This is a genomic window from Brevibacillus reuszeri (genome assembly GCF_001187725.1).
Taxonomy (GTDB): Bacteria; Bacillota; Bacilli; order Brevibacillales; family Brevibacillaceae; genus Brevibacillus; species Brevibacillus reuszeri.
This window is the reverse complement of the sequence record NZ_LGIQ01000016.1, coordinates 79,934-106,419: the sequence shown is the minus strand read 5'-3', so window position 1 is coordinate 106,419 and position 26,486 is coordinate 79,934. Positions and strand designations below refer to the sequence as shown.

Below are 26,486 nucleotides of genomic sequence, written 5' to 3'. Positions count from 1 at the left end.
AATACCGTAACCATCCGTTATTGACTGGCTGTGTGATTTCACGTAGGATATGCAAATGAACAGTAAGCCTCGTACATCGTGCGAGGTTTTTCTGCGTCGCAATTTGGTTTGAATCAAAGGGGGACAGGGAAAGAGAAAGTGTATCGTTTCGACAATATTCGCGATGAATACATATCTTTCGACAACTAGGGGGTTGCGAATTGAAAATCAGAGCAAAATTTATCTTAGCCTTCAGTGTAATTCTCGCTGCCATGTTCAGCTCAGGCACGTATATGTATTTGCAAACAAAATCACTTACCAGCTCATACTCAGAGATGATCGAGGACGAGGAGCTTTTGATCAGCCTGCGAGAGATGCAGTTCATATTGGCTGGCAGAAGTAATGATACACGCGCTTATTTGCTTACGGGCAAGGAAGAATACACCCTAGAGATGAAAGAAAAGGCGGAGAAGCTTCAGGCCCTGTTTCAAAACCTAGAAAGCTATCAAAAGCTGTCCGAGCAGCAGCGTGAGCTTTTAGGACAAGCCGAACAGTTGTATACCGCGTATTTGGAAGCAAGCAATCTTGCAGTGGATGCTTACCATAGGCAAAATCATGATCAGGCAATTGCTCAGCACTTTGGCAAGGAACGTCAGTCGAGAAAAGAGATGGACGCGGTCGTCGGTCGTTTGGTAGAAGATGTAGGCGCGGAAAAGAAAGCAGCTGAGGCAGATCTAGCCGATCAGCAAGCGGTCTCCACGATGATTCAAATCTCCTTTAGCGTTGTGGGCATTTTGCTTGCCATTGTCTTTGGCTTTTATTTGGTACGTACCATTGTATTGCCGCTGCAGCGTGTAAACAAACAATTACAGGCGATTGCAGACGGCAACGGAGATTTGACCCAGGAGCTGAACGTTTCATCCAAGGACGAGATCGGGATGCTGGCCCAGTCATTCAACCGGATGCTGGACAATTTGCGTCAGCTCATCCTGCAAATCAGAGGACATGCAGAACAAGTGGCAGCCTCTGCGGAGCAATTGACAGCGGGCTCGGAGCAAACAAGTAAGGCAACGGAGCAGATCGCGCAAACGATACAAGAAATGGCTGCGGGTACAGAGCGACAAGCGCAAAATGTAGAGGAAAGTCATCAGGAAGTAGAAGAGATGGCAGAACGTATCGGGCAAATATCGACTCGTGCACAAACCGTTACGGACACAGCGAATCGTACTTCGAGGCTGGCTGGTGAGGGCAATCAGACAATCCAGCAAGCTGTCGTCCAGATCAATCATGTCGAGGACACAATGAAGCGTCTGACCCATTTGATGAGTGGATTAGGGGAACGCTCCGGACAGATTGTGCAAATCGTGGAGGTCATTACCCAAATCGCGGGACAGACCAATTTGCTCGCACTCAATGCCGCGATCGAAGCGGCGCGGGCCGGAGAACAGGGCAGAGGCTTCGCTGTTGTAGCCGATGAAGTAAGAAAGCTGGCTGAACAGGCTTCCTCATCTGCCCAAGAAATCACGCAACTGGTCGAAGTCATTCAAAAGGAAACGCTCGAAGCCGTTTTGTCCATGGAAAAAGGGGCACAAGAGGTGACTGTCGGGATGGGAGGCGTCGTCCAGGCAGGAGAGGTATTCTCTCACATTCGCGAAGCGGTTTCCGGGGTGGCCAAAGACGTAGAGGATGTATCGGCAGCATCCCGCACACTGACAGACAGTACGCAGAAAGTAGCCCACTCCATGCAGGTTATATCGTCTGTGACGCAGTCAGCAGTCTCACGTACATTGGATGTGTCGGCAGCAACAGAAGAACAGCTTGCGTCCATGCAAGAAATTCACACCTCTGCGGCTTCACTTGCCAAGCTGGCGGAGGATCTGGAAAAATCAATTGGCCGCTTCAAAGCATAAACAAATGCCAAAAGCCTCGAGCAGCGTGAACAACATTGCTGCTTGAGGCTTGCTTGTCTTTTTACCCGAGTCTCCACAACGAAAGCCTTCGATACACGAAAAAAATCACCACATTCCCCACTGCGGCAGTCAGAAACACGACCCAAGGACCAAGCCAGACTGTCATCCACCCAGACCCATAAATGGAGAAAACAATCCCGAGCTTGAAAATAGACCCGGTGATTCCGCTAATCCTGCCAATCATATGAGCGGGCGTAGTCTCCTGGCGAAACGTCCAGATACAGATGCTTTCAATCGTGCTGATGAGTCCTGTAAGAAACAGAGAAAGGCAAAGCACCCACGCACTCGAAGCAAACACCATGAGAAAATAGGAAAGACCGAGCAGCAGGATCGTCATCCCCATGATTTTACCGATCGGAAAGCGTCGGCGCAGCTTTGCTACCACAGAGCTGCCGAGCAGCCCGCCCACTCCCGCAACGGATAGCACGAGTCCCAGCTCGGAGTTTTCCAGCTTCAAATGATCCTTCGCAAAGAAAATAATCATCGCATCGTACATCCCGGATGTGGCATTGAGAAAAATCACGAGCAGTGTAATCAGCCAGAGAGGACGGTTGCCAAGCAGCTCTTTCCAGCCAGCTTTGAATTCCTGCCAAAAACCGCCCGTTGCCTGCACAGAAACATCAGTGCGTTCCAAAAGAGAAATAGCGATCCAAGCGAGCAAATAGGCAATTCCGGTGATGAGCAGTCCGGAGTGCAGGCTGGACAACAGCAGGATAAATCCGGTGATTGCAGGGCCCATAATTTCAATAAAGGTGCTCATGAAAGAAAAACGGGCATTGGCTGAGGTGAGTAAAGGGGTTGGAACCACTTGCTTGATCATGCTGACGCGTGCATTGTTGAAGCCATAGTTGAAAGCCATGAGCAGAAAGCCCGCAATGTAGTAATGGATGACTTGAGCATGACCCGTTTCTGTCAGCCCGTAGAGCGAAAACAAAAGCACCATTTGACCAAATACCATCCACTGGGACCACCGTTTTTTGGAGAAGCGATCCACCAGCACGCCAATGAACATGGCCAAAAGCAAATTCGGCAAAAACTCAATGCTTTTCATCGTCGTCATCGTGACTGGAGATTGTGTCATATCGTACAAGAGGAGCGGCAATGCCAATTCATACACCTTTGCTCCACAAGCAAGAAAGGTAGAGGTGAAAAAGAGGACGAGAAACGGTCGGTTACGCCAAATGGATTGGTTAGTGGATATACCCGGTTTCATCGCAGGGGGTGTTTTTGCTAGGGACATGTAAGAAACCTCCTTCTTCGTCTTTATTGTAGCTAGGAAAAGGGGAAGAAAAAGGGTAGAGTATATTGTAAATGACTTCCCCTTTTAAAAAGAGGTGAACCCCTACATGCTGATTGCCCAGCATTACTTGCACCTACGCCAGCATTTTGTAGGCAGGCAAGAAAATGAGCAACAAGAGGTTACATTGGCTGAATTGGCAGCTGTTTTTTTCTGTACGATCCGTAATGCCAAGATGATTATAAAGCAGCTGGCAGAACAGGAGTGGATCGAATGGATGCCCGGCAGGGGCAGAGGAAACGTATCCCGAATCGTATTTTTACGAAGTGTGGAGCAAGTGGTTGTGTCTATCGCCAAAGCACATGTCGCACAGGGTGATCTGGATAAGGCGATGCGCCTTTTAGGTGAACCCATGACTCCGCTTCGGGCCAAAGAACGCTTTCTGGATTGGCTGTCAGGGCAGTTCGGATTTCGCACGGAGGAGATAGAGAAGCGTACGCGTGATACGCTGCGGATGTCCTTTTACAGAACGATTCCCGCTCTGGACCCTCCTTTTGTAGGCAGACGGACAGAATCACACATGGTCAATCAAATATTTGATACACTCATTCGTTATGACGAGCTGCAAGAAGCTTTTTTACCGCATCTGGCTCATCACTGGGAAGCTGACGAGAGCGGAACGGAATGGACGTTTTATTTGCGAAAAGGGGTCCTGTTTCATCACGGCCGTGAGCTGACTGCGCATGATGTCGTTTGGACGTTTCAACGGATAGCTGATCCGAAGACAGGATCGCCCTATCTCTATATGCTTGCGGAAGTGGAGCGAATCATGGCTGTTAAAGATACAACAGTAGTAATTACGCTCAAACGCCCGAACCATATGCTGCTCTCCTTTTTGGCATCGGATCGTATGTCGATCCTTCCCAGCGAGATCGTCGCCCAGAAAGGCGCAGAGTTCACCAGGCTGCCAGTAGGTAGCGGTCCCTTTCGATTAGTCAGAAACGATGAGCAAATGTTTATTCTGGAGGCTGTTCCTACCTATTTTCTCGGCAGAGCACACTTGGATCGGGTAGAAATCTGGGTAGTGCCTCAGAACAGCCTGCGGGAGAATTATTTCTCTAGTGAGGGAGAGGTGCACTTCCAGACGTTTTGGAAGACACTGGAGCCGATGGAAAAATGGACAGGGCTAGAACGGATCGAGAGAGGCTCTACCTATCTAGCCGTTAATTTAAATCGCACGGGACCGCTTCAAAAAAAAGAGGTTCGACATGCGATCCATCGCCTGCTGGATCGGGAGAAAATGATAGCAGACTTGGGAGGGAATCGGCACGTCCCTGCCTATGGTTTTTTGCCCGATGAAAAAGCGGTCTCGCCTATAGACGCTCCTATGGAGCTGCAAGAAGCGCTGAAAGTTCTGCAAAAAAGTATCAACAAGGATGAACGAATCCGTCTTTTTACATACGAGGGAGCGGGAAACGAAAATAATGCGGGGTGGCTGCAGCAGCATTTTGCGCAATACGGATTACTGTTCGACGTCACTGTGCTTCCGATTGAAGAACTGAGAAAGCCGGAGGTATTGCTCCAGGCAGACATGGTTTTCTCTGGCGAAGTATTCGATGAGCAGTGGGAGCTGGGATTGCTGGAATTGTACAAATCTGACGCCAGCTTTGTGCGAATCATGTGGGACGCAGCTACACGGACGCGGATGGATGCAGAGCTGGATTTATTCATGCAGGAACAGGAGAAAGAGGGGCGGCGAGAGCGTCTTCGTCATATAGAAGAATTGCTTCGCGAGCAGCATGCTGTACTGTTTGTATTCCATTCCTTGCAGCAATCTGCGTATCATTCTGCACTGGCAGGCGTGTCACTCAATGCGCTGGGGCTGGTAGAATACAAAAATATTTGGTTCAAGCAGTAAAGTTTCAGAGGAGAGAGTCTGTTAATTGGTATGTAGATTACGTTAAGATGGTAGTTCAGCGTTTCGTAGCGGAGGGGAGAATATGCAGCTATTCCGTTTTGATCAACTGGCAGGCAAATCGATTGACCGTTTTGAATCAGTCAATTCTACGATTTCTCGCGTCATGCGCACACCTGGCTCGGTGCAGATCGGGTGCATTCATGTAGGAGAAGCAGGGGTAGTTGGTTATCATCCGGCAGTGTGTCCACAGCTGTTCCTCGTGGTGAACGGGAAGGGCTGGGTCTGCGGCGAGGATCGTAAGCGGATTGCGGTCGGTCCTGGCCAGGCTGCTTTTTGGATAACAGGGGAAGGGCATGAGTCAGGCAGTGAGACTGGTATGACTGCGATCATAATCGAAGGCGAGGGACTGGACCCGGCCAGCTTCATGCCGCAAAGCGATTCGGAACTGTCCGGCTAGTCTGGTCATTCTACGCCATTCCACCAACGTGTACAAGCTCCTCAGAATAAACAGAAGAAAGTCGGTGTGAAAGGCAAATGTTGTGGAAAACGCATCTGGTGCTGGGCGCAATCGCCGGCTACTACGCTTATCCCTCCTGGAAGGGGAGCGTGATTGGAGCTACAATGGCATTGCTGCCTGACATTGATCAAGCAAGAAGCAAGCTTGGGAATCTGGCCAAACCTGTATCACGTGCTGTCCAAAAAGGATTTGGTCATCGCACGATCACACATTCATGGGTCATTTTGCTGGTTCCCTCGCTCCTGTTTGGGAATTCACCTGCGGCTATGGCTGCATTATGGGGAATATTGTCTCATCTGATCAGTGACATGCTGGTGGGACGTATTCAGTTATTTTGGCCACTTAGGTTTGGCTGGATTGGTATCCCGCTTTCCAAAAGAATGTACAGTGCAATAGACCAAATCGTTTTTTATGCGGCGCTTGGCTACATTGTGTACACAGGCTACCAATAACAAAAAGTTCGATATGATAGGCAGAAAATGAAAGAACCCCGTCTTGGTGGACGGGGCTCTTTGCTGTAGACGTGCTATTATGGCATCATGAATTGTTGAACCAACGCTTCGTTTTCCGCCATGAATTTTTCCAAAGCCATTCCTGCTTCCTGCTGGATCTCCATCATCTGCTGGTCAGTGATGGTTGCCAGATTGATTGCATTTGCTTCGGACATAGCTGGAATCTCCAGTGCTTTGCCGAATTCCTGCTTGGATTTCAGCTTCATGCTTACGCCTTTTGGCATATCAGGTGTAGGATTATCAAAGTTGAACTTGATACTGCCCTCTGAATCACGGCCATTTTCGGTTGCTGTCTCGGACAGAGTCACATTACCGGAGAGCGTAATCGGCTGTGCAGAATACTCATCTTCTGCAACGAGTTTAAAGTCGTAAACGCCCGTTTCTTTCTTGTCTTGTTTCGTTACTTCGAAAGTGGTGGAGAAGTCGAGCACAGGGTCTTTCGTTTCTTTTATGAGAATATCGACTTTCCCTGCTTTTTTACCATTTTGCTCGGTTGCTTTGTAGGTGAAGGACAGTTCTCCTTCTTTCCCTTCTTCAGGGGCGTTTAACGTATAACGATAGTACGTATCCGCTCCCTTGCTGTAGGCAACACTGGTCCAGATTGTGTCGTCCTTGTTGTCTTCGTTCACAATCAGCTTACGGGACAGGATCTGGTGATCACCGTCTACCAGTACTACCATTTTGATTTGATCCTTGCTGTTTTTGTCGGTCTGGGTGATGTCAGCGAGCAGGTCGTCGAAGCTTTTATCGTAGTTTTTCTTGAACTCGTCTTTGGAAATTTCCTCGACTGGATAACCGCTGTCTTTCATCAATGTCGATACGTTGTGATAGCGGGAGTAGATCAGATCGAACAGCTTTTCGTCTGCTTTTGCCTTTTCAGCCAATTGCTTCACGAGAGTTGTCGCTTCTTCTTGGTTAAACGTAACGGTAAGCTCACGAACATTGGCTTGCAAACCCTCTTCAGAGAAAGAAGCTTCTTTGTTCATCGTTACCTGGCTGTCCTTAATATTGCTTGCGTACAGCATGGCATAAGGGGTCACGATGCTTTTTACTTCATCTTCCTTAATGGCAACAGCTGTATACAGGTCGCGATAAGTGAGGAATCGCTTCGGCAGCTCTTCACCCAATTTTTCTTTGACAGCATCACGATCTTTCAAGTCGATATAGCCATACTTAGAATAAAACTCTGGCAGACGGAAGCCCATCAGCGTATCGTTAAGGAAATACTCGATTGTTGCGAGTTTTTTATCCTGGAGATGAACCTCAAAATTTCCGGATTGTTGATTCTTTTGCTCATCGATGTTGCTTTGCATGACGAGCTTGGCGCTTTTGAGCATATCAAGAATTTTTTGAGCTTGCGGGTCAGGGATGGTCGCATCTACAGTGATTTCGCTCAGCTCAGTCGTAGAATGAACAGGCTTTTCTAAATAAGGCTTCATATAAGCCTCATATTCTCCATATGCCTTGGATGCATCCGCAGAAAATTTCATCATGCTTTCTGCTTCAGATTGCAGGTAAACAGATTTTGCGCTTTTAAACAAATCGAATTTGGCGTAGGCGGTCCCTAATCCTCCTAGCACAACAACAACTGCCGCCCCGGCAATCAGAAGCGTTTTCTTCATGCTTTTACGCGGCGTGTTCAAGCTCGGTGTGGTTTCCATGTTTTCCTCCCCTAATCTCTCTCTGTGTGAAGTGCGATTCCAAAAGGTTTTTGCACTCGATTTCGTATTGTACCACATGGAAGAGTCATGAAAGGGGTTTCCAGTAAAAATTTTCAAAAATGAGGAAGAAAGACCCAAAAAGAGAAGTTTCATCATCATCATGAGCAATAAGAAAAGGGGGAATCTTTGTGGACTTTCGTGTGCTGCAAACGTTTATGATGGCGGCTCAAACGGAGAATTTCCATCAGACAGCAGAGGCATTATATATTGCTCAACCTACTGTCAGTCAGCATATCCGGCAACTGGAAAAAGAATTGGGAATTGACCTGTTCGAGCGGGTGGGCAAGCGTGTGCGTCTGACAGCCGCAGGGAAGCGATACTTGCCTCATGCAAAAGGGCTGCTGGAGCAATGGCATAACGGGATAGAGGATTTGCAGGCGTGGAGGCAGGGCTATCGGGAGAAGCTGCAGCTGGCTGTGTCGCCAATCATTGCGCGCGCCAAGTTTTCGCATTTGCTGCATCGTTATACCAAGCTGTATCCTGACGTCGATATTTCCATTAAGATTGTGGACTCCGTAGACATCGGGCCGCTTGTTCAGAGTGGACAGGCAGACCTGGGCTTGACGCGGATTGTACCGGGAGAGTTTCAGCTGACGACCTTCATGCTGTATGAAGATCCCATCGTATTTGCGGTTCCTCACAGTGGTGGAGATATGGAAGCGCCATTGCCCGATTGGGAGGCGGAGGTACAGTCCAATCGGCTTTTGACCCATAACCACCCGGGGTATTGGGATGAGCTGCTGCTGCTGTTGCGTCAACGAGGACTGTTTTTGCGAACGATGGCTGTTTCACAGGTGGATATTACGAAGCGATTCATTGAGGACGGATTAGGTGTGTCCTTTTTGCCCCGTTCGGCGGTGACGCGAGAGCTGTTTGAAAATCGCTTTATCGAATTACCGACACCCGGCTTGCAATTGCCGAGTGTGGCTTCCTATCTGCTCGTACCGAAGGGCGGAATAAGCGAACCGGCCCAGCGTTTTGTTGAAGTTTTGCAAGTATTGTACCCACCTATGCATCCTGTACAGAACAGCGGGCGTTCCTGATAATTAATTATAAAACATAATCGATTGACTGGTTTTATTTTATTTCCTTTTGTATTTGCAAATTACTATACTGAAAGAAAAAGAGACGGAAAAGGAGTGGCGATCATGACAAAACAACATACATTAGCAATTGGACTGGATGGTATCGCCGTAGCAGAAACTGATTTGAGCCTCGTGGATGGCATTAATGGATTGCTTGTGTACCGCGGGCATTGGGCGCGCGATCTGGCGATTCACCATACGTTTGAAGAGGTTGCGCACCTGCTCTGGTTTGGACATCTGCCAAGCGATCAGGAGCTAGCGACACTGAAGGACAAGCTGAAAGCAAACCGGGAGCTTCCTGAGCATGTAAAAGGCATTCTCAAGCTAATCCCGGCTGATGTAGATATGATGAGTGTATTGCGTACAGGTGTTTCAGCGCTGGGCAGCTCTGCGCAAAGCTGGCCACCGAGCATCGACGAGGTTATTTCATTGGCTGCGAAAATGCCGACGATTGTTGCCTATCGTTTTGCCTGTTTGGAGGGACATGAACCAGTGGCACCAAATGCCGAGCTGGATCATACCGCCAACTACTTGTACATGCTAAAAGGTGAGCAGCCAAATCCTGCACATGTTCGCGCACTGGATGCGTACCTGATTTTGACGCAGGAGCACGGCATGAATGCTTCCACGTTTGCTGGACGTGTCGTAACCTCGACTGAGTCAGACCTGATTTCCGCTATCTCTGCGGCAATTGGCACGTTGAAAGGGCCGCTGCACGGTGGCGCTCCGTCCGAAGTGACCGAGATGATCGAAGCCATCGGCACAAAGGAGAATGCAGAACCGTGGCTGCGCAACAAGCTGGAGAGCGGCGGACGTCTGATGGGCTTCGGACATCGCGTCTATAAAACAATCGATCCACGCGCTACTGCACTGCGTGTTGTAGCATCCGAGCTGTCTGCAAACGATCCGTGGTTCGATCTGGCCACACATGTAGAAAAGGTAGGGCTGCAGCTCCTGGAGGAATACAAGCCAGGTCGCAAGCTGAATACAAACGTAGAGTTTTTTGCCGCAGCCGTTATGCGTGCGGTAGGGCTGGACGACAATCTGTTTACCCCGACGTTTGCAGTCAGCCGGGTTGTAGGCTGGAGCGCTCACGTACTGGAGCAAGCAGCCAAAAACCGCATCATCCGTCCACAGTCGAATTACATCGGCACCATGCCGGAATAATAGATACGAGCGATTGAACAAAGGCTATCCGTTCCCATGGATAGCTTTTTGTTTTGTTTGGGGAAGAAAGTGCAACTAGGCATTGCAGAACGAGCTAACTTTTGGGATGATAGTGAAAAAAAGTAAGGAGTGGAGCAAATGGCTTTGTTGGCTACCCCGTTTCAATTCAAAGGATTGACTTTGAAAAATCGTATCGTCATGCCGCCTATGTGCCAATATTCGGTAGAGGCACACGATGGCACGCCAACGGATTGGCATTTTGTTCACTATGTTTCCCGTGCTGTGGGGGGAACCGGACTGATTATCATGGAGATGACGGATGTCGAGCCAGATGGACGCATTTCCAATGGTGATTTGGGCTTGTGGTCGGACGAACAGATTCCAGCCTATGCTCGCATCATCTCCGAGGTACATAAATACGGTACGAAAATCGGGATTCAAATTGCCCACGCCGGACGAAAAGCAGAGGACGCAGAGGTTCCGGTATCTTCATCTGCGATTGCTTTTCCAGGATCTCGTTACAAAACGCCGCGTGCTTTGACGACAGAAGAAGTCAAGCAGATGGTGGTCAAGTTTGCCGAGTCGGCACGTCGTGCAGTAGAAGCAGGTGTGGATACGATTGAGATTCACGGTGCGCATGGATACTTGATTCATCAGTTCCACTCCCCGCTCACGAATCAAAGAGAGGATGAGTACGGACAGGACAAGGCGTTGTTTGGCGTCGAAATCATTCAGGCGATCAAAAAGGTCATCCCAGCAGACATGCCGTTGATCATGCGTGTATCTGCCTTGGAGTATGTCGATGGCGGTTATGGTCTGCAGTATAGTACAGAGCTCTGCCGTCGATATAAAGAGGCAGGCATCGACATTTTCCATCTGTCCAGCGGTGGAGAGGGTCCGATTGGATCAGCAGGACGTCCGGGTGTTCATCCTGGCTATCAGGTGCCGCTGGCTCGCGCGATCAAGCAGGCGCTGGATGTTCCGGTAATCGCAGTAGGAAACCTCGATGATCCGAATCTGGCAGAAGCCTCGCTCGGAAACGGGGATACAGATTTGGTCGCGGTAGGTCGTGGAATGCTGCGTGATCCTTATTGGGCGCTGCATGCGATCAAAGCACTTTCTGCGGATGAGCTAGAGCCGCCTAAGCAGTATTCGCGCGCATTTTAATTAGAATCAATAGCGTTGGTGATCGGAGGGGCACTGTTTGGTCTGCAAAGGACTGAACAGTGGCCCCTTCGTTATGTGGTAGACTAAAACAAAAACTCACTGGAAGGAGGTCCCAGTTCATTGAAAGAGCTGTCTGCCATTCGTTTTACTGACCAAGAACCACTCTTTACCCAAATCTATCATTTTTTAAAGGATGAAATCTTGTCTAATCAACTGCCGTACGAGGAGTTTCTTCCTTCCATCCGAAGCTGCGCCAGGTCGCTTGGAGTAAGCAAAAATACGGTAGAAGTGGCGTATCAGCTTTTGGTGTCAGAGGGGTATGTCAAAAGTATTCCAAAGAAAGGCTACCAGGTTGTTTATCTCGCAGAAGCACCCTCCAAGCAGCATGACAAGAGGGGAGCAGAACCACGTCTGCCAGATGTGCGCTTCGACTTTCGGTACGGGAATATTGAGCTGGGCACCTTTCCTTTTCATCAGTGGAATAAGCTGCGAAACAAAGTGATCGCCTATCATCAGCAGCATTACATGGTAGAGGGACTGTCCCAGGGCGAGTACATCCTGCGAAAAGAGCTGGCGAAGCTATTGCACGAAGCGAGGGGAATCATCTGCACACCGGAACAGATCATTGTCGGAGCCACTCCGCAGCAGCTTGTCTCTCTTCTCACTCAAATTTTGGACAGAGACCGGCATTTCATTGGCGTAGAAAATCCGGGCTATGACGGTGCGAGAAATACATTTTTACATGGTGGCTACCGCGTACAGGGAATTTCTCTTGATGTAGACGGAGTTTCTATCAAGGATCTGGAAAAAAGCGGGGCAAATGCGATGTATGTAAGCCCATCCCAGCAATTCATCCATAAAATGACGATGTCGCTTGAAAAAAGAACCGAATTGGTCAAGTGGCTCGACTCCCATGCATACCTCATGGAGGATGACTATGAGTGGGAATTTAAATATCAGGAGAGCTACATCCCTTCCATACAGAGCATGGCTCCACAAAAAGTCATCTATATCGGGCGACTCTCCAAGGCATTGCTTCCACTTGTAAACGTAAGCTACATGGTTTTGCCCTATGAGCTGCTAGCCTGCTTTCACCAGCGGGTGTCCGAGTACGATCAGCCTGTCTCAAGGCTCGATCAACTGACGCTGTCTGCATATTTGTCTGAAGGATACTGGCATAAGCATGTACAGTATATGCGAAAAAATTATGCGGAAAAGCGAAAGGCGTTTCTCCAAGCTATCTCGTCCTACATGCCGGGGCAAGTCGAGATGGAGGGGAAGGACACAGGACTGCACGCCTTTTTGACCGTGAAAAGAAAATGCGCAGAAGCAGAGCTGATGGAGCTTGCCTACAAGCGTGGCGTGAAAGTATATGGAACCGCCAGATACTGGTTTCGTGGAGTACATGAGTATCCGACCGTTTTATTAGGGTATGGTGCGCTGAGTCAGCAGGACATTCAGGAAGGGGTCCGGTTGCTGGCGGAAGCTTGGTTCGGGTAACGAATGGCTAGTCTGTCCCATTCATTCTGTACAATCTGTCCCTTCATAGAGGAGTGGAGTTTCCATTACGATGAACAGGAAACCGACAAAGAAATGGTGGAGAAAGCGATGCATTTATTTTTGATTTGGATGGGACAATTTGTTTTAAAGGTCAGCCGATTTCAACGCGCATACTCGATTGCTTGCTTGATTTGGAACAGGCTGGTCATACGGTGGGGTTTGCGTCAGCAAGACCGTGCCGGGATATGCTGCCTGTTCTGGACGAGAGATTCAGGAACCACCTTTTGATTGGTGCGAATGGGGCGATGACACATCATCGGGGAAGCCTGCAGAGCCATGTTCCGATCCCGAATCAGTTGGCTCAGGAAATTATCAACATCCTTGAGGAGCATCGCGCGATCTATTTGATTGATGATAAGTGGGATTACGCCCATAACTGCGACACTGTGCATCCTTTTTTGCAAAATATCGATCAGAAGCGCTCAGCCAGTCGCGTAGATTTTGATCAACTGGATCAAATCCTGAAAATCGTCATTTTGTCGAGCGATTGCTTTGATGATCTGTCTGCGAGAGTCAAAGAACTGGATGTCACCGTGCATTATCATTCCGCTGAGGGCATTCTCGATTTGACGTATAAAGGAGTAAACAAAATGGCTGCCCTGCACCGATTTGGCATCTCCAAGGAGTCTTTCATTTGTTTTGGAAACGACATGAATGATCTGCCGATGTTTAAAGAAGCGCAGCACTCCGTTTTGATCGGTGGCTACGAGCCGCTGTTGCCGTGGGCAAAGGAACAGATTGTAGTAGATAATCAGGTAGAAGAATCCATTATTTCCAAATTGCAGGAATTGGAGGTAGCGTACAAGCTGGCCCACACGTAATACTTTCCAGGAGGGGATCACAGATGAACCAATCTTTAGCCAAAAGACATCAAGCACTGAATTTACGATTTGGCTTTCCAATTATTTGGCATCAAAAAGTATTGGCACAAGCGCATTGTACGAGCGGGACGAAACACGCTGTATCCATACAGGGAAAACCCGCCTGATCTGACTGTATCTTCTGAAGACATTGTGTTTCTTGACTTTGGGCCGATTTTTGAGGATTGGGAAGCTGACCTGGGGTGGACGTACGTGCTGGGGAATGATCCGGTAAAAATCAAGCTGCGCGATGATATCGAAAAGGCGTGGGACCTGGGCAAGGCATATTTTGAGTCCAAGCCGGATATTACGAGCAGCGAGCCTTTCAACTACATGTGCGAGGTTGCCAAGGAGCATGGTTGGGAGTTCGGCGGCCCTCATGCAGGTCATCTCATCGGTGAATTCCCTCATGAGAAAATTCAGGGGGAGGATATCATTAACTATATTCATCCCGATAACCATAAGCCGATGAGAGACCCGGATCAGAAAGGGAATCCGCGAGATTGGATCCTGGAGGTACATTTTGTTGATCGTGAGCGGGAAATCGGCGGGTTTGTGGAAAAGCTGTTGACTGTTGACTAGTCTTATAGCCACCACGTTTCCTGTGGCAGCAATCGAACCTCGACAGCGGGAAAATTCCGTTCAAACCAAGGCTTTTAATACATCACCATATTGCCCGTTTCTTTCATATGCTTTTCGGCTTGCTTTAACAAAAGGATCGTAGCAATGACAAGCACCAGCAAGACAGTCGCCAAGAGTCCGATTTTCGGAGTAAGTGCCAGCAGCGTTTCCCCCTCCATCAATAGGCCCCGAACAAGCTGCAAGGCGTAGGTCAGGGGGAAGCAAAAGGAAATGACCTTGGCCCACAGAGGAAACGCCAACGGTGGCAGGCGAACTCCTGAAAAAATCAGCATCGGTTCATCCAGCACCGTATAAAGAAAGCTTGCGTCACGGGAAAACAGAAACAGAACGGAGAGAAATCCACCCCAGATGACAGCCGAGACGATCAGGATGACAAAGGCCAACAGAGGTGCCCACCAGCCGCTTGGATGAATCCCGCCAACGAAGATGAGCGCCAAGAGGACGAAGCAGAAGAACAGCCAAACACCTTCTACAAGCGAGGAAAGTGAGCGCCCATATAAAAAAGCGAGTCGGTTGACCGGGCTGATAAAAATCATTTCCATTGTGCCTGCTTGCCGCTCAAAGCTCATTTGCCACGCAGACTGAACCAGACACCAATAAAAGATATACCCGAGGTAACCCGTCAGTAAAAACAGCGGCAGCTGATCGGCGGCAACGAACCGGGCAAGCGGCGAGTCAGGCCCCATGCGAAACGGGGCAAAGGAATAGTAAGCCGTCACGAACATGATTACAGGCCACACCAATAGACTGAAATAGATCATTTTGCTGTGAAACGAATGGCGGTGTTCTTTTTTGATTTCCGCCCAAAGGTAGCTCGACAGCTGTTTCATGCTCCCCTCCGATCTGCCATGTGCAGGATGACATCCTCGAGTGATGGCTGCTCGGTATGTAGACGCAGTACAGGGGAGTCGTGAGTAGCTAACAGGGAAAGCAAAGGTGTTGTCATGTCATTTTCCCCGCGAAGGGTGATTTCCCATGTCTGTTCGTCTGTTTCTGCAATTTGGCGTTGACCTCCATACCGCAGGGCAAGCTGGCGCAAATCGTAATCGAGCGAGTCAGAAAGCGCAGGAATGATGACATGCAAGGTTGTTTCGAGATTCAGCGATTGGGTCAGATTCGCCGGGGTATCATGTGCGACCAGCTTTCCTTTGTCAATGATGTACACCTCGTCGCAAAGCTCCTCGACCTCGTGAATATAGTGGCTGGTTAACAGAATCGCTTTTCCTTGTTCTAAAGCCAGCTCTTTTACATGCTTGCGCAATTGCCGGGCAATCGGGGCATCGAGTCCGAGCGTAGGCTCATCGAGAAACAAATAGCGGGGGTCATTGATCAGGCCGCGTGCGATTTGCAGGCGCTGCTTCATGCCTTTGGAATAGCGCTCGACAGGGGTATCGGCGGCTTCCATGAGTCCGACCTGTAGCAGCAGGGTGTCGATTCTGTGCTGCAAGCTTTTGCCACGAAGACCGTAGAGACTACCAAAGTACTGCAAATTTTCCCTTCCGGTCAGACGCCAATACAACATCCGCTCACCCCCGGCGATCATGTTTACCTTGGACTTCACAAATCGGTCATCTCGCACAGCGTCATAGCCGTCCACCGTAATAGAACCACTCGTTGGGGTAAGCAGAGTAGAGCACATCTTGATCGTCGTTGTTTTCCCCGCACCGTTTATTCCCAGAAGTCCGATGATTTTTCCTGGCTCCATTCGAAAGGAAAGGTCAGAGACGGCCTCCACTTCCGTCCATTTTTGCAAAAGCCATCCCTTTCTCTCCTTCACCCGATACACTTTTCGTACGTTTTCCACGATGAGCATGATGTCGGCCTCCTTTTAGCCAAAAATAGATTCTACGACGCGTTTTTCCATTCGGCGGATGCCCCATGTCCCGATAAGGAGATAGATCCCTGACAGTCCCGCCATATGAAAGAGCTGTGGTGAAACAGAGAGAAGCGGCTTCCCTTGAATCACGCACTGGCGGAACGCATCGAGCGCTGGCGCGAGTGGCATGATTTGTCCGAGCGGATGAAGCCATTCCGGCAGATAAGGAATGGGAAACGTCACACCCGAGACGAATGCCATGATGACAAACAGCGTATTTTGCGTGATATACGTATCCCGAAAACGAAGCATCAGACTGCCGAGCACCAGTGCCTGACAGAAAAAGGCGACGGTAGACAGGACCCAAACCAGTACGGCGCTCCATATGTTGGTGTTCGCCAGTGTCAGGCCAAAAACAGCCCCGACAACGAGGATGACCGAAAATTCAAACACGGTGCGCATGATCTGCTGACAGACATTACCCAAAAAGTACCCCCGCCGAGGGGAGGGAGTGAGGAGGAGCGCCTCTAGCGTTCCTTCGCGCAGCTCGGTAATCAGCGAACGGCTGACATTCATCAGGGTCGATACGGCAAAAGCATAGAAGGCGCCTCCCAAAATGGCATAGGACAGATAGTCGGATGAGCCGGATAGCTGAACGAAACGCTCATCCAGTTGCCCGGCAAAGACATAGTGATAGGCAAAAAAGGCAAACAGCACTGTATACACGCCAGATAAAATGTGACCGATGACAAATGACCACGGGTAGGCGCGCAGCATCACCAGCGTATTGCGGATAAAGGTGGCCTTGGCAACTTGCAGCATGTCAGTTCCTCCAATCGGATAGATCAATTCCAGGTGCAGGCATATCAATGAACTCGTGCAGATCGACTGCCAGCTGCTCCAAACGGGCTGTAATCCCGCGGTAAAATACATAGCGTCCCCGGCGTTCACTCCAGACGAATCCGGCATCAACCAAAAGCTTCAGATGCTTGTTCACAGCCGGCTCACTAATCCCATGCAAGTCTGCGAGTTGCTGTGTACAGTAAGGGTGGTCAAGCAGTGTCTTGAGGATCGCGGTTCGGGTGGGATCGCCGAATACTTTCATCTTGGTAATAAAATCAGCGGGAATGGCTGACTTGGCTGTCGTCCCCGGGACATCGACGGGGAATCCTACACTGATGTGATCACCGTAAATGCCAAGCAAGAGATGGGGCGAGACAAAGGTAGAGACACGCAGTTGAATATGGGCGAGCTGCTGATAGGCAAAGGTATACGTTTTGGCCTTGTGAAAATGAAGGGCATCTTCATAGACATGCAAACGAGGGTGCACCTGGGATAAGAAGCGAATTGGATCTGTAGCGATCTTCTCTTGTGCTTCAAGTACCGCACTGACAAGCCATGGCTCGATTCTACGCTCCTCGGCCTGGAAGTAAGGGAGGTAATCGTAGCAAAATTCCAGGAATGCCCGCTTGGTCGACAGAGGGTGGCGCAAAAGCTCCCGATGCTCTGGCTTGAGCTGTTCAAAGCCATCATCGACTCTTCCTTGCAGCCAATGGTTGATTTGCTGCGGATGATAGACGGGACCGATCATCGCTTCGGCAAACTCACTGGCGTCCAATGCCTGTATTCGTTCCAGACCTGCTTCGACGGAGTGCTGGTACATCTCTTCCGATGGCACCAGGACATCCATAATGTCGAGAAATTTGGATGACATGGCGGAGAAGTAATGCAGCCCTTCGATGAGTGGACGCGGAAGGGCAGCTAGCATTTTCTTTGCCCATTCCAGTCGTGTGACATGGTGCTCAGGATTTTCGAGTACGTGCAGGCTGAGAAAAAATTCATGACCGGGTACGTAGGTGATCGAGAGATGCTTTTGGAGCCAGAGTGACAAATCTTGCACAATGATTTCCTCCTTTCGTTTCACAGTGTGATTTTCTTGATTAACCATTTGGTGAATTCATTTTCGGAGTAGGCAAAAGTGAAGAGATTATGCAGGATGCTGTTCAGGATGTCAAGGAAAGAAAAACAACCGCGGCTATAAAAAGCGCACGGTTGTGGAGTGATCAGGCTATGTCTCTGTTGGTGGCGGCGAAATGGAACGTAATGCTTGCACAGCCTCCTGCATGGCTTCCAGATCAGTGTCACGAAGCGATTGCTCCTGATAACGATACTGCTCGTAGTAGCCAGTAATTCGGGAAGCAAGCTCCAGTCGATTCGGATTCGGCAACGGATGTCTCTGAATGCGACGCAAAAATTCCTGACTGGTCTCATGACGATGGATAGTAAAGCCTTGCTTGGCCATTTCCTGCAAAAACTGAAAATAGGCATAGCGAGCAGGCTCCTCGGCTGGTCCTATCGGTTTTTTAAACCATTTGGCAACATCCCATGAGGTATCGTCCTGATCGGGAACAGAGGAGACAGGGGTATAGACGGTAGGAGAGGCCGTTACGGCTTCCTTTTTGCTCTCTTGTATTGCCTGATAACGCCGCTTCCACATGTATCTGCCAAGCAGGATCAGAAAAACGAGAATGACAGCCGCGATTAAATAAGGCTCCAACATGGAGATTAGGGGTTCGCCAGCGTTGACTTGTTCATGTGGCATTTCTTCCCCTTGCCCTTGATTGTTGAGTAAATCCGTCACGCGCCGGTCTTTTCCCATTTTCTCAGACAAGCCTTCCATCCATTCCGTCAACACCTTGAGCAAAGGCACCAGCAAGAAATAAAGGGCGGAGCCGATGGGGCCTTTTAGCCATGACCAGAGCAGCTGCAGCAGACCGAGCAGGGCAGAACCACCTGCTAGATAGAGGGCGATCAAAAGTAGACGTGAGCCGAGCACCTGACCACCAAGTGTCATCCTTATTTTCGCAGACAAGCGGACGGGTAAAGATTCCTCCCGCAACACATACGCTCCCATGGAGACGAGGAGAAAGCTGCCAAGGATGAGCGTCAGCATCTCGTAATAGACGCCGGGATCAAAGGTGTCAGGATGGGCAACGGAACCATACACTCCAGCTACGACCAGCTGCATCAGGCAAACCATCAGAGCGAGTACAAATCGTCGCTGTAAATTCGCGTGTCCGATGCCGTCAGCCGAAACAGAGTGAATTCGCCAATAATAGAGACCTGCCAATAGCAAAGCGATCAGCCAGGAGCCGAACATGTAATAGCTGAACAGTCCGACTCCCAAGACGGTCGGGTAGAGCAGCAGATGCAGAAGCAGACTGCGCCCGCCCCCCTGATAGAGCCAGCTGCCAGCTACTAGAAGCAGCAGGGAGATGACGGTAAAAGCAAGCAAGGGAGAAAGGCCGGCTGACAACCAGCCGAGCAGTGTTAAGCAACTGCCAATGAGCAGGGCTTCCAGCCAAAAAGCGAGCGTCCAGCGGCCTACGGTTGAGAGTGTCATCATGACATCACCCTCCTTTGCCGGGTCGGTCGCATTGCTTCAAAACGGCGAAGCACTGCTTGTTCTTCGGATACGTCGAGCAGCGCTACATGATGACCACGTCGAAGCAAGCGTTCGATGGAGGCGTGTGTTTCATCATCCAACCGAGGTGTGACGAGCAGGATCGCTTCACGGGCCGGGCTGTCCTCGAGACGGCGCAGCAGATGAGCTAGTGGCGAAGTGACGTAGTGGTGCATCTGGGCAAGCTGTGTCATCACATGCAAGTGATGGTTTTTGCCACCGCCTGCGGGCAAATGGTAGTGCTCGCGTCCCCGCTGTCTTAGTGTAAGGAACAGCTCGTAGCCGTACGATTTTTTTCTGCATAGGACAGAGAGCGCGGCGAGACAGGAGATCGTGCGTTCATTGACCACGTCATTGTGCCGTTGTTGCATCGGTTCATATGAAGGCAGAATATGGCCGACAATTCGCCAGTTTGGTTGAGCTGTATGCTCGAACAATCGTGTCTCCAGTGAACCTGTCTTTGCTGTCGCTTTCCAGTGAACGTGCTTCATGCGGTCGCCGGGAAGATACGGCCTCACACCACGCTGAAACGTAACATCGTCCTGCTGCCGTTGCCGTGAGAGTCTGGCTCCGTCCGGCTCCGTCTCGTCCAGCACAAATGCAGGAAGGGGGAGCGGCAACGGATAGACGAGCAGGGAAAAGGAAAGCGGGAGAGTCAGATCGCTGCGTTCATCTCCAAACAGCGGCAGGGATTCGGAAGCTGCCTCATTCAACCATACGGTGCCGCGCTTATGCGGAATCAGCGTGAGATTGCGCGCCGCGCTCTGTCGCATGGGGAGATCAAAGCGAAGCCGAACGACCGTCCTTTGATTGCTGATTTTTACCTCGTCCGCTCCTTCTACTGAGACATGCTCAGGCAGTGAAAAACGAATCCAGGTTGCCGGTAGAGGCAGCCACGAATGGTTGTGCAGGCGTACAGTTACATGGACGGCTGTTCCTGGCATGACCCGATGTTGATCGTATGTCCAGTCCAGCTTCACCCATTTGGACATAGAGGACAGCCACCAGCCTTGCAGTGCAGGCATGAAAAAGAAGATGCCGCCAAACAGCCAAAGAAACCAGCTGCCGGAAAACAGGGCGAAAAGCAACAGGAGAAAACCGATGACATGAAACGTTTGCTTCGTGTTCATGTGCTACACGCTTTCTTCCACCGGGGCTGGCACACTCGTCAAAATTTGCTCGACCACTTCCTGCTCGGTTACATGCAGCTCTGCCTCAATGGATAGGTGGATGCGATGGGTGGCGAGACTCGGGAACACCGCTTTGACATCGTCTGGCAACACGTAAGAACGCCCCGATACAAAAGCAAAGGCTTGAGCAGAACGCACGAGGGCGAGCATAGCGCGAGGACTGATGCCAACCTCTACAGAGCGATGGTTGCGTGTAGCTTCTGTCAGATCGATCACATATTCTTCCACGGCCTGACTAACATGGACAGCCGCGACTTCCTTTTGCAGGGCAGCAATTTGTTCCACGGTGATGACAGGCGAGACTTGTTCGAGAGGAGACTCGCTGCGGAACCTCTTCAAGATCTCTTTGGAATCCGCGCGTGTACCATAGCCGAGTGAGAGCCTGAACAAGAAACGGTCCAGCTGCGCTTCTGGCAGCGGATAAGTTCCTTCCGATTCAATCGGATTTTGGGTAGCGATCACCAGCATGGCCTCTGGCAGGGGCAAGGTGATTCCTTCAATCGTCACCTGGCGCTCCTCCATGCACTCCAGAAGTCCGGATTGGGTACGAGGAGTAGCCCGATTGATTTCGTCTGCGAGCAGAACATCAGCAAATACGGGTCCTTTGCGCAGCTCGAACTCGCTTGTGCGCTGGTTGAAAACATGCAGCCCTACGACATCGGAGGGCAATAAATCAGCAGTGAATTGCAGACGATTATAGCTGCCACCAATCGCTTGAGCCAACGTTTTGGCGAGTACGGTTTTCCCCATGCCGGGCAAATCCTCGAGAAGGACATGACCACGAGCCAAAAGTGCGGTTACGAGCAAACGGATTTGTTTTTCTTTTCCGACAATGACTTGGTTGATTGTAGCAAGCAGTGAATCCAGGGAAGGATGAGCCATCATAATTCTCCTTTAGATAATTGAGATGAAAGGCTGTGAAAAACTTCTGTACCGTCTAAAAATCTTCTATTAAAAAGCGCCCGTTCCTTCATCTATTTTCTGCAATGCAGATTTTTTTGCAAATTTTTGAAAAAGAAGTCCGAATAAGGAAGCTCCTACGATCAGGGCGCCCATCCACATAAAGAGCGGACGAGGCCCTAGCGAATCACCGAGCTGCCCACCTGTCCATATTCCGAGTGGCATGGTTGCACGTAGGATCAACAGTCTGACAGAAAACACGCGTCCCATCAGATGAGCAGGTACAAAACGTTGATACAGGCTGGTACTATGCACATGAAAAAAGGGAGCAAACAGACCGGACAGGATTTCGATCCCAATCGCCAGCCACAAATTGTGCGTAAAGCCCAGCGCAATAAACGTAGCGCCTCCAATCGCAAGCGAGCCTAACATGATGATGTGCTGCTCGAATCGTCCACTCATTCGGGGAACAACGAGAGAGCCAAACAAATAGCCAAAAGGGTACCCGGCGAGAAACAGTCCAACGTGAAAGGACGACCCATGCAGCTCAGCCGTTATATACGGTAGGTTGAGAACGAGTGTAATGCCGACAGCGAATTGAACGAGGGCGGCATAAATACTGAGCCAGAGCAGAAGCGGCTTTTCGGAAAATACAGCCAGTCCCTCGCGAAACATGGCAAGCCATGACTGTGTGGGACGAGCCGCTACCGGATTGCTTTGACACATGAGTAAAAGTCCGCCACTCAGAGCGTAGCTGAACGCCACCAAGGCGATGACAGCTGTACCCCCGATCCATGCTACAAGCAGCCCGCCCAGAGGTGGACCAGTGATCATGGCGATTCGCAAGGCGCTGTCTAAATAGGCATTTGCCTTCACCAGGCTATCACTATGAACAAGGGAGGGCAACAGTGACTGACTGGCAGGAACGTAGAGCGGTTGGATCAAGCCATTGATCAAGGAGATGAGATACAACGGCCATAACGCATCCGGCTGGATAAGAATGGCCCCAACGGCCAGCCCAAAAGCGCCGCTTCTCACCCATTGTGAAAAGACCATGACTCGCTTTTTGTCGAAACGATCGAGATAAGGACCGATGATGAGCTGTAAGGCGAGGGAAGGCAGGAAGTAAAGGAGCCACATTCCGCCGACAGCAGCCTCGGAGCCTGTTGCTTGGTAGATCAGCCAGCTAGAGGCTAATGTGCCAAGTGAAGCCCCTAGCTCCGAGATGAGTTGACCGAACAAAATCAGGCGATACGAGCGCAAGCGCCAAACAGAAACGGATTGCTCAGTGCCCTTCATCAGCTCGGTCCCCCAAAAATTGTTGCAGCAGAGCAGGCATTTTATCCAATGCTTCGCGCTTTAATCTGTATTTATTTTCTTTGCTCTCGACTAAGTATGCGGAGCGCAGCAAGGACAGGTGGTGGTGCACTGTCGATTTGGCTCCACCTAGTCGTTCTGTCAGTTCTTGCAGGCTCAATTCTTTTTCTGACAGCATTTTGACCAGACGCAGGCGGTGCTCATCTCCCAACACTTTTAATGTCTGCACCAGAGTCTGTGGAGGACGGTATGGATCTGTGCTGTCATGCAGGCTGTCGTCTGCTACCGGATAGTAGAAAATTTTGGTCCCCACGTCGTTTGCGTGAATGGTCCAGGGGCGGTAAATGACGTGCGGGATCAGCAATACACGGGTGATGGCTGGCTCTGGCGGATAGCTGCCATGCGTCGCCCATTCGACGAAGGCTTCGGCAGAGAGCTTGTCCCGCATGGCTTTTTTATACGTGAAGTCACGCTCCAGGATGCGGTTGATGTCAGTTTGTCGCGGCTTGATGTGTGCGTCATACCAGCCTTTCATCAGGAGTAGCAAATGATTGCGTAAGGTCTCCTGCTCCACGTAGGCGATATGAGCAATATAGGCCGGGAAAAAGAGGTGGGAAGAGCAGGCGTTCTGCAAGGCAAGTATCGCGGATTTCTTTCCGCTTGCAGCCTGATGACGGACGATTTGCAGCTCATCACCCAGGTAGGGAAGTGCTTGGTAGCGCAGCTCCGCGGGGGATAATTCTGTGATGTAGGAAAGAAAGGATGACAAATCAGCAAACGAACGCTGGTGGAGTAATTGCAGCAACGTTTTCCACGTATTGTATTGCTTAGCGTAGTCCAATTCGCGCTGTACGGCGGGATCAAGCTCTTTTACCAGCTGCTCCCAGTATTCTGCCGGTTGTTCCAGAGTTGGTCGAATATCATCGTATGTAACGGCTGCAATGCCGAGAGCGGCTTCAAAGAGTGGGGAAAAAGCCAGCTCGACATGATAGGTGGTACGTTCACTACCAATGTTCAGGATATTCATGATTGGATTTCCTTTCCAAATCGATATAAGAGAATTATAAAATATTCGAATGATGTATTCAATTATTTTCGAATTTGTAGATTTGCAGCTTTGGGAGGAAAGCATCGAATGCTCTAAACAAGAGGGTTTTTATTCAACAGGAGGTGTGGAGTCTTATTATTCGACATTTTTCACACATTGTCTTTGTGTACGCAGGTGAAGTACGATTACTTTATATTTTTTGATTTATTTTGACAAAGAGGAATGGAGCAAAGCTCTATGATTCGACTGCTGAAAGAAATAAGACTGGTGATGTACTTTTTCCAATGGGTGCTTCTATTGGCTTTTTTCTTTTTTTATCTGGACGAGCCTACCTGGAACTACGGTTTGTTGATGATTTTCGTGATCGTTTGTTCTCTATACATTGTGATTCTGTGCTATGCGATTCCAGAACGATCGTGGTTTTTGCTAGGGCTGGTAGATATGGCAATAGCCCTGTTCTTTATTGTCCAGACGGGCAAGTGGAGCAGTCCGTTTATGCTCTATGTGTACACAACGATGCTGTGGCTGATGATCGTTTTACGGATAGAGCAGGTGCTATTTATTCTTGGTTCGTTCTTCCTTGCCGCCTCGCTCCTCCCTGAATATCATTCCTTTGGTATGATCCTTCCCCCAACCAAACTCGACCAACTTCGCTTGCTTCTTGATATTACGATCTGGATCAGTGTTATTTTTGTCTCACTCACGCTGTTGAGAATGATGAAGCTGCTTTATGCAAAATGCTTTCACCTTTACCTGTTTATGAGAAAGGTTGCATCTGTCCCCGAGCTGAATCTGTGCGCCTATACCGAGCAAATGATTCGACGCGTCTATCGGTGTGAGCAAGCGTATTTATGCCTCTACCAAGAAAATGACGTGGACGGGGATTGGAAGAGAGAATATTTTCTCAATACGTTGCTAGATGCCGGTGCCCAGGAGTGGAAACGATTGTCCATTCGGCAATTCGTTGACTATGCGGGGCAGGAGGATACATACGCATGCATGCCGCTTCGACTGGATGGTGAAACATGGGGGTGGCTGATATTTTCGCTATCGTCGAAAAACGATTTGAATCGAGTTGATCGGCTATTGCTAAAGGGAGTAGCGGCGATCGTTTGCCAGCAGAGAAAACAAAGCCGTGCGCGCTACGAGCTTGCCCAGTCTCTGCACAAGGAAATGCGAAAAAAGCTGGCGCAGGATATGCATGACGGACTTGCGCAGCAATTGTTCTTTTTATCCGCACAGCTTTTTCAATTAAAGCGTTCCATGCCAGCAGAGGTCACGAAGCAACTGACAGAACGTTTGGAACTGATTGAGGAGCATGTCAAGTGGTGTCATCAAGAAGTACGTCAAACGATCACACATTTACGAGAGTTTCGGGAATCGGAGCAAATCGCAGAGGCAATCGAGCAACTGCTAGAGCGCATGGGGGCTGGCTCTAATTTGCAAATTCGGTTTAGTGCCAAAGGACACGCAATCGACGAGGATTTGCAGGTCCAGGATGCGATTTATCGCTTGGTAGAAGAGGCTGCGGCAAATGTAGTCAAGCATGCACAGGCGCAAAGCTTGTCTGTTTCGATGGAAGCATCATCGCTGCAGGTAAAGGTACGGATCAAGGATGACGGTATCGGGTTTTTGCCAGAAGAGGCGTCGGGAGAAAAGACGTTTGGCGTTATCGGGATGAAAGAGCGGATCATGCAGGTGGGAGGGACCTTCCAGATCCGATCTCAGCCTGATGCAGGAACAGAGGTGCTGGCGATAATCCCGAGGAGGGGAGTGGAGAGATATGGATAATGTAAGGCTTTTATTGGTTGATGATCATTGGATTGTGCGTGAAGGTTTGAAAATGATTCTGGAAAGCTCACCTCGCTACGTCGTGGTTGATGAGGCGAGCGATGGAGACGAGCTGGTGACCAAGGCGCTTGCCCTAAAGCCTGATTTGATCGTATCTGATTTGAAAATGCCCGGGGCTTCGGTTATAGACAGCTGCAAAGTGTTAAAAGAGCAGCTACCCGATATCAAGCTGTTGATTCTGACAGCCTTTGATGAAAGCGAGGATGTCTTTCGCGCTCTGGAAGCGAATGTAGATGGCTACATCATGAAGGACACAGCGCCAGAGCAAATTTTGAGTACGATGGATATGGTGATGATGGGTTACTCTTGCTTCCAATCCAAGCTCCAGCAAAAAAAGAAAGATAGGCTCGAAATTTCTTTTACGGATCGCGAGCAGGAGATCTTCGAGTTGATTGTCGAGAACCTGAGTAACGCAGAGATTGCACAGCAGCTGTACATCTCAGAAGCTACCGTGAAAACACATGTCAGCAGCATCCTACGAAAAACGGGACAACCCAACCGATCACAGGCTGTTCTGTATGCGCTTAAGAAAGGTCTGGTCAAAGTACCACGTAAATAATCTTTCG

22 protein-coding genes and 1 pseudogene are annotated in these 26,486 nt (G+C 49.7%); 12 read left to right on the top strand and 11 right to left on the bottom strand.

Annotated features, from left to right (window positions below):
• The first annotated feature begins 200 nt into the window (after nt 1-200).
• Complete coding sequence (locus ADS79_RS31085; RefSeq protein ID WP_049742360.1) at nt 201-1,889, top strand: methyl-accepting chemotaxis protein; 1,689 nt, start codon at nt 201-203, stop codon at nt 1,887-1,889.
• 61 nt (nt 1,890-1,950) lie between these two features.
• Here the strand turns inward: ADS79_RS31085 and ADS79_RS31080 are convergent, their stop codons facing one another.
• Nucleotides 1,951-3,255, bottom strand: coding sequence for an MFS transporter (locus ADS79_RS31080; protein ID WP_084766149.1), 1,305 nt, complete (start codon nt 3,253-3,255; stop codon nt 1,951-1,953).
• A gap of 40 nt (nt 3,256-3,295) precedes the next feature.
• Between ADS79_RS31080 and ADS79_RS31075 the strand changes: the two genes are divergently transcribed.
• The 3 genes from ADS79_RS31075 to ADS79_RS31065 all read left to right on the top strand — a co-directional run bounded on the left by ADS79_RS31075 (nt 3,296) and on the right by ADS79_RS31065 (nt 6,073).
• Nucleotides 3,296-5,104, top strand: a complete 1,809-nt coding sequence (locus tag ADS79_RS31075) for an SgrR family transcriptional regulator (RefSeq protein ID WP_049742358.1) — start codon at nt 3,296-3,298, stop codon at nt 5,102-5,104.
• Nucleotides 5,105-5,186: 82 nt separating this feature from the next.
• Nucleotides 5,187-5,561, top strand: coding sequence for a hypothetical protein (locus tag ADS79_RS31070; RefSeq protein ID WP_049742357.1), 375 nt, complete (start codon nt 5,187-5,189; stop codon nt 5,559-5,561).
• A 77-nt stretch (nt 5,562-5,638) separates the two neighbouring features.
• Complete coding sequence (locus ADS79_RS31065; protein ID WP_049742356.1) at nt 5,639-6,073, top strand: metal-dependent hydrolase; 435 nt, start codon at nt 5,639-5,641, stop codon at nt 6,071-6,073.
• A 77-nt stretch (nt 6,074-6,150) separates the two neighbouring features.
• On the opposite strand, the gene ADS79_RS31060 is transcribed toward ADS79_RS31065, so the two are convergent.
• Nucleotides 6,151-7,794, bottom strand: coding sequence for a DUF6583 family protein (locus tag ADS79_RS31060; protein WP_049742355.1), 1,644 nt, complete (start codon nt 7,792-7,794; stop codon nt 6,151-6,153).
• 188 nt (nt 7,795-7,982) lie between these two features.
• Here ADS79_RS31060 and ADS79_RS31055 point away from each other — a divergent pair, with 188 nt between their 5' ends.
• The 6 genes and pseudogenes from ADS79_RS31055 to ADS79_RS31030 all read left to right on the top strand — a co-directional run.
• Nucleotides 7,983-8,897, top strand: coding sequence for a LysR family transcriptional regulator (locus tag ADS79_RS31055; RefSeq protein WP_049742354.1), 915 nt, complete (start codon nt 7,983-7,985; stop codon nt 8,895-8,897).
• A 105-nt stretch (nt 8,898-9,002) separates the two neighbouring features.
• Nucleotides 9,003-10,106, top strand: coding sequence for a citrate synthase/methylcitrate synthase (locus tag ADS79_RS31050; RefSeq protein WP_049742353.1), 1,104 nt, complete (start codon nt 9,003-9,005; stop codon nt 10,104-10,106).
• A gap of 138 nt (nt 10,107-10,244) precedes the next feature.
• A complete protein-coding gene (locus ADS79_RS31045; RefSeq protein WP_049742352.1) occupies nt 10,245-11,273 on the top strand; it encodes an NADH:flavin oxidoreductase/NADH oxidase in 1,029 nt (342 codons plus the stop codon).
• Between the two features lie 120 nt (nt 11,274-11,393).
• Entirely contained in the window at nt 11,394-12,773 is a 1,380-nt protein-coding gene (gene pdxR, locus ADS79_RS31040; RefSeq protein ID WP_049742351.1) for a MocR-like pyridoxine biosynthesis transcription factor PdxR, read from the top strand.
• Between the two features lie 116 nt (nt 12,774-12,889).
• Nucleotides 12,890-13,654 carry an HAD-IIB family hydrolase gene (locus ADS79_RS31035; RefSeq protein ID WP_049742350.1) on the top strand — a complete coding sequence of 255 codons (765 nt, stop codon included), beginning with the start codon at nt 12,890-12,892 and terminating at the stop codon, nt 13,652-13,654.
• A gap of 60 nt (nt 13,655-13,714) precedes the next feature.
• Nucleotides 13,715-14,275: pseudogene (locus ADS79_RS31030) on the top strand (M24 family metallopeptidase); the annotation flags it as partial.
• A 74-nt stretch (nt 14,276-14,349) separates the two neighbouring features.
• Here the strand turns inward: ADS79_RS31030 and ADS79_RS31025 are convergent.
• The 9 genes from ADS79_RS31025 to ADS79_RS30985 form a co-directional block, all read right to left on the bottom strand.
• A complete protein-coding gene (locus ADS79_RS31025) occupies nt 14,350-15,165 on the bottom strand; it encodes an ABC transporter permease (protein WP_049742349.1) in 816 nt (271 codons plus the stop codon).
• On the bottom strand, nt 15,162-16,148 hold the full coding sequence (locus ADS79_RS31020; RefSeq protein WP_049742348.1) for an ABC transporter ATP-binding protein: 987 nt from the start codon (nt 16,146-16,148) through the stop codon (nt 15,162-15,164). Before ADS79_RS31020 ends, ADS79_RS31025 begins: the two co-directional genes overlap by 4 nt.
• Nucleotides 16,149-16,163: 15 nt before the next feature.
• Nucleotides 16,164-16,973, bottom strand: a complete 810-nt coding sequence (locus ADS79_RS31015) for an ABC transporter permease (protein ID WP_049742347.1) — start codon at nt 16,971-16,973, stop codon at nt 16,164-16,166.
• A gap of 1 nt (nt 16,974) precedes the next feature.
• The gene (locus ADS79_RS31010) at nt 16,975-18,051 is read right to left on the bottom strand and encodes an ArsR/SmtB family transcription factor (protein WP_049742346.1); all 1,077 of its coding nucleotides are present in this window, start codon (nt 18,049-18,051) and stop codon (nt 16,975-16,977) included.
• A 168-nt stretch (nt 18,052-18,219) separates the two neighbouring features.
• Nucleotides 18,220-19,557, bottom strand: coding sequence for a DUF4129 domain-containing protein (locus ADS79_RS31005; RefSeq protein WP_236700162.1), 1,338 nt, complete (start codon nt 19,555-19,557; stop codon nt 18,220-18,222).
• Entirely contained in the window at nt 19,554-20,744 is a 1,191-nt protein-coding gene (locus ADS79_RS31000) for a DUF58 domain-containing protein (protein ID WP_049742345.1), read from the bottom strand. The genes ADS79_RS31005 and ADS79_RS31000 overlap by 4 nt, the downstream gene beginning before the upstream one ends.
• 3 nt (nt 20,745-20,747) lie before the next feature.
• Nucleotides 20,748-21,686, bottom strand: a complete 939-nt coding sequence (locus tag ADS79_RS30995) for an AAA family ATPase (protein ID WP_049742344.1) — start codon at nt 21,684-21,686, stop codon at nt 20,748-20,750.
• Between the two features lie 69 nt (nt 21,687-21,755).
• Nucleotides 21,756-23,003 (bottom strand): MFS transporter, encoded by a 1,248-nt coding sequence (locus ADS79_RS30990; RefSeq protein WP_049742343.1) that lies wholly within the window; start codon nt 23,001-23,003, stop codon nt 21,756-21,758.
• Nucleotides 22,990-24,048, bottom strand: coding sequence for an ArsR/SmtB family transcription factor (locus tag ADS79_RS30985; RefSeq protein ID WP_049742342.1), 1,059 nt, complete (start codon nt 24,046-24,048; stop codon nt 22,990-22,992). The genes ADS79_RS30990 and ADS79_RS30985 overlap by 14 nt, the downstream gene beginning before the upstream one ends.
• Before the next feature lie 258 nt (nt 24,049-24,306).
• Here ADS79_RS30985 and ADS79_RS30980 point away from each other — a divergent pair, with 258 nt between their 5' ends.
• Both ADS79_RS30980 and ADS79_RS30975 read left to right on the top strand, forming a co-directional pair.
• Nucleotides 24,307-25,860: a sensor histidine kinase gene (locus tag ADS79_RS30980; RefSeq protein WP_161807330.1), complete on the top strand. Its 1,554-nt coding sequence runs from the start codon at nt 24,307-24,309 to the stop codon at nt 25,858-25,860.
• Nucleotides 25,853-26,479, top strand: a complete 627-nt coding sequence (locus ADS79_RS30975; protein WP_049742340.1) for a response regulator — start codon at nt 25,853-25,855, stop codon at nt 26,477-26,479. The genes ADS79_RS30980 and ADS79_RS30975 overlap by 8 nt, the downstream gene beginning before the upstream one ends.
• Nucleotides 26,480-26,486 lie beyond the last annotated feature (7 nt).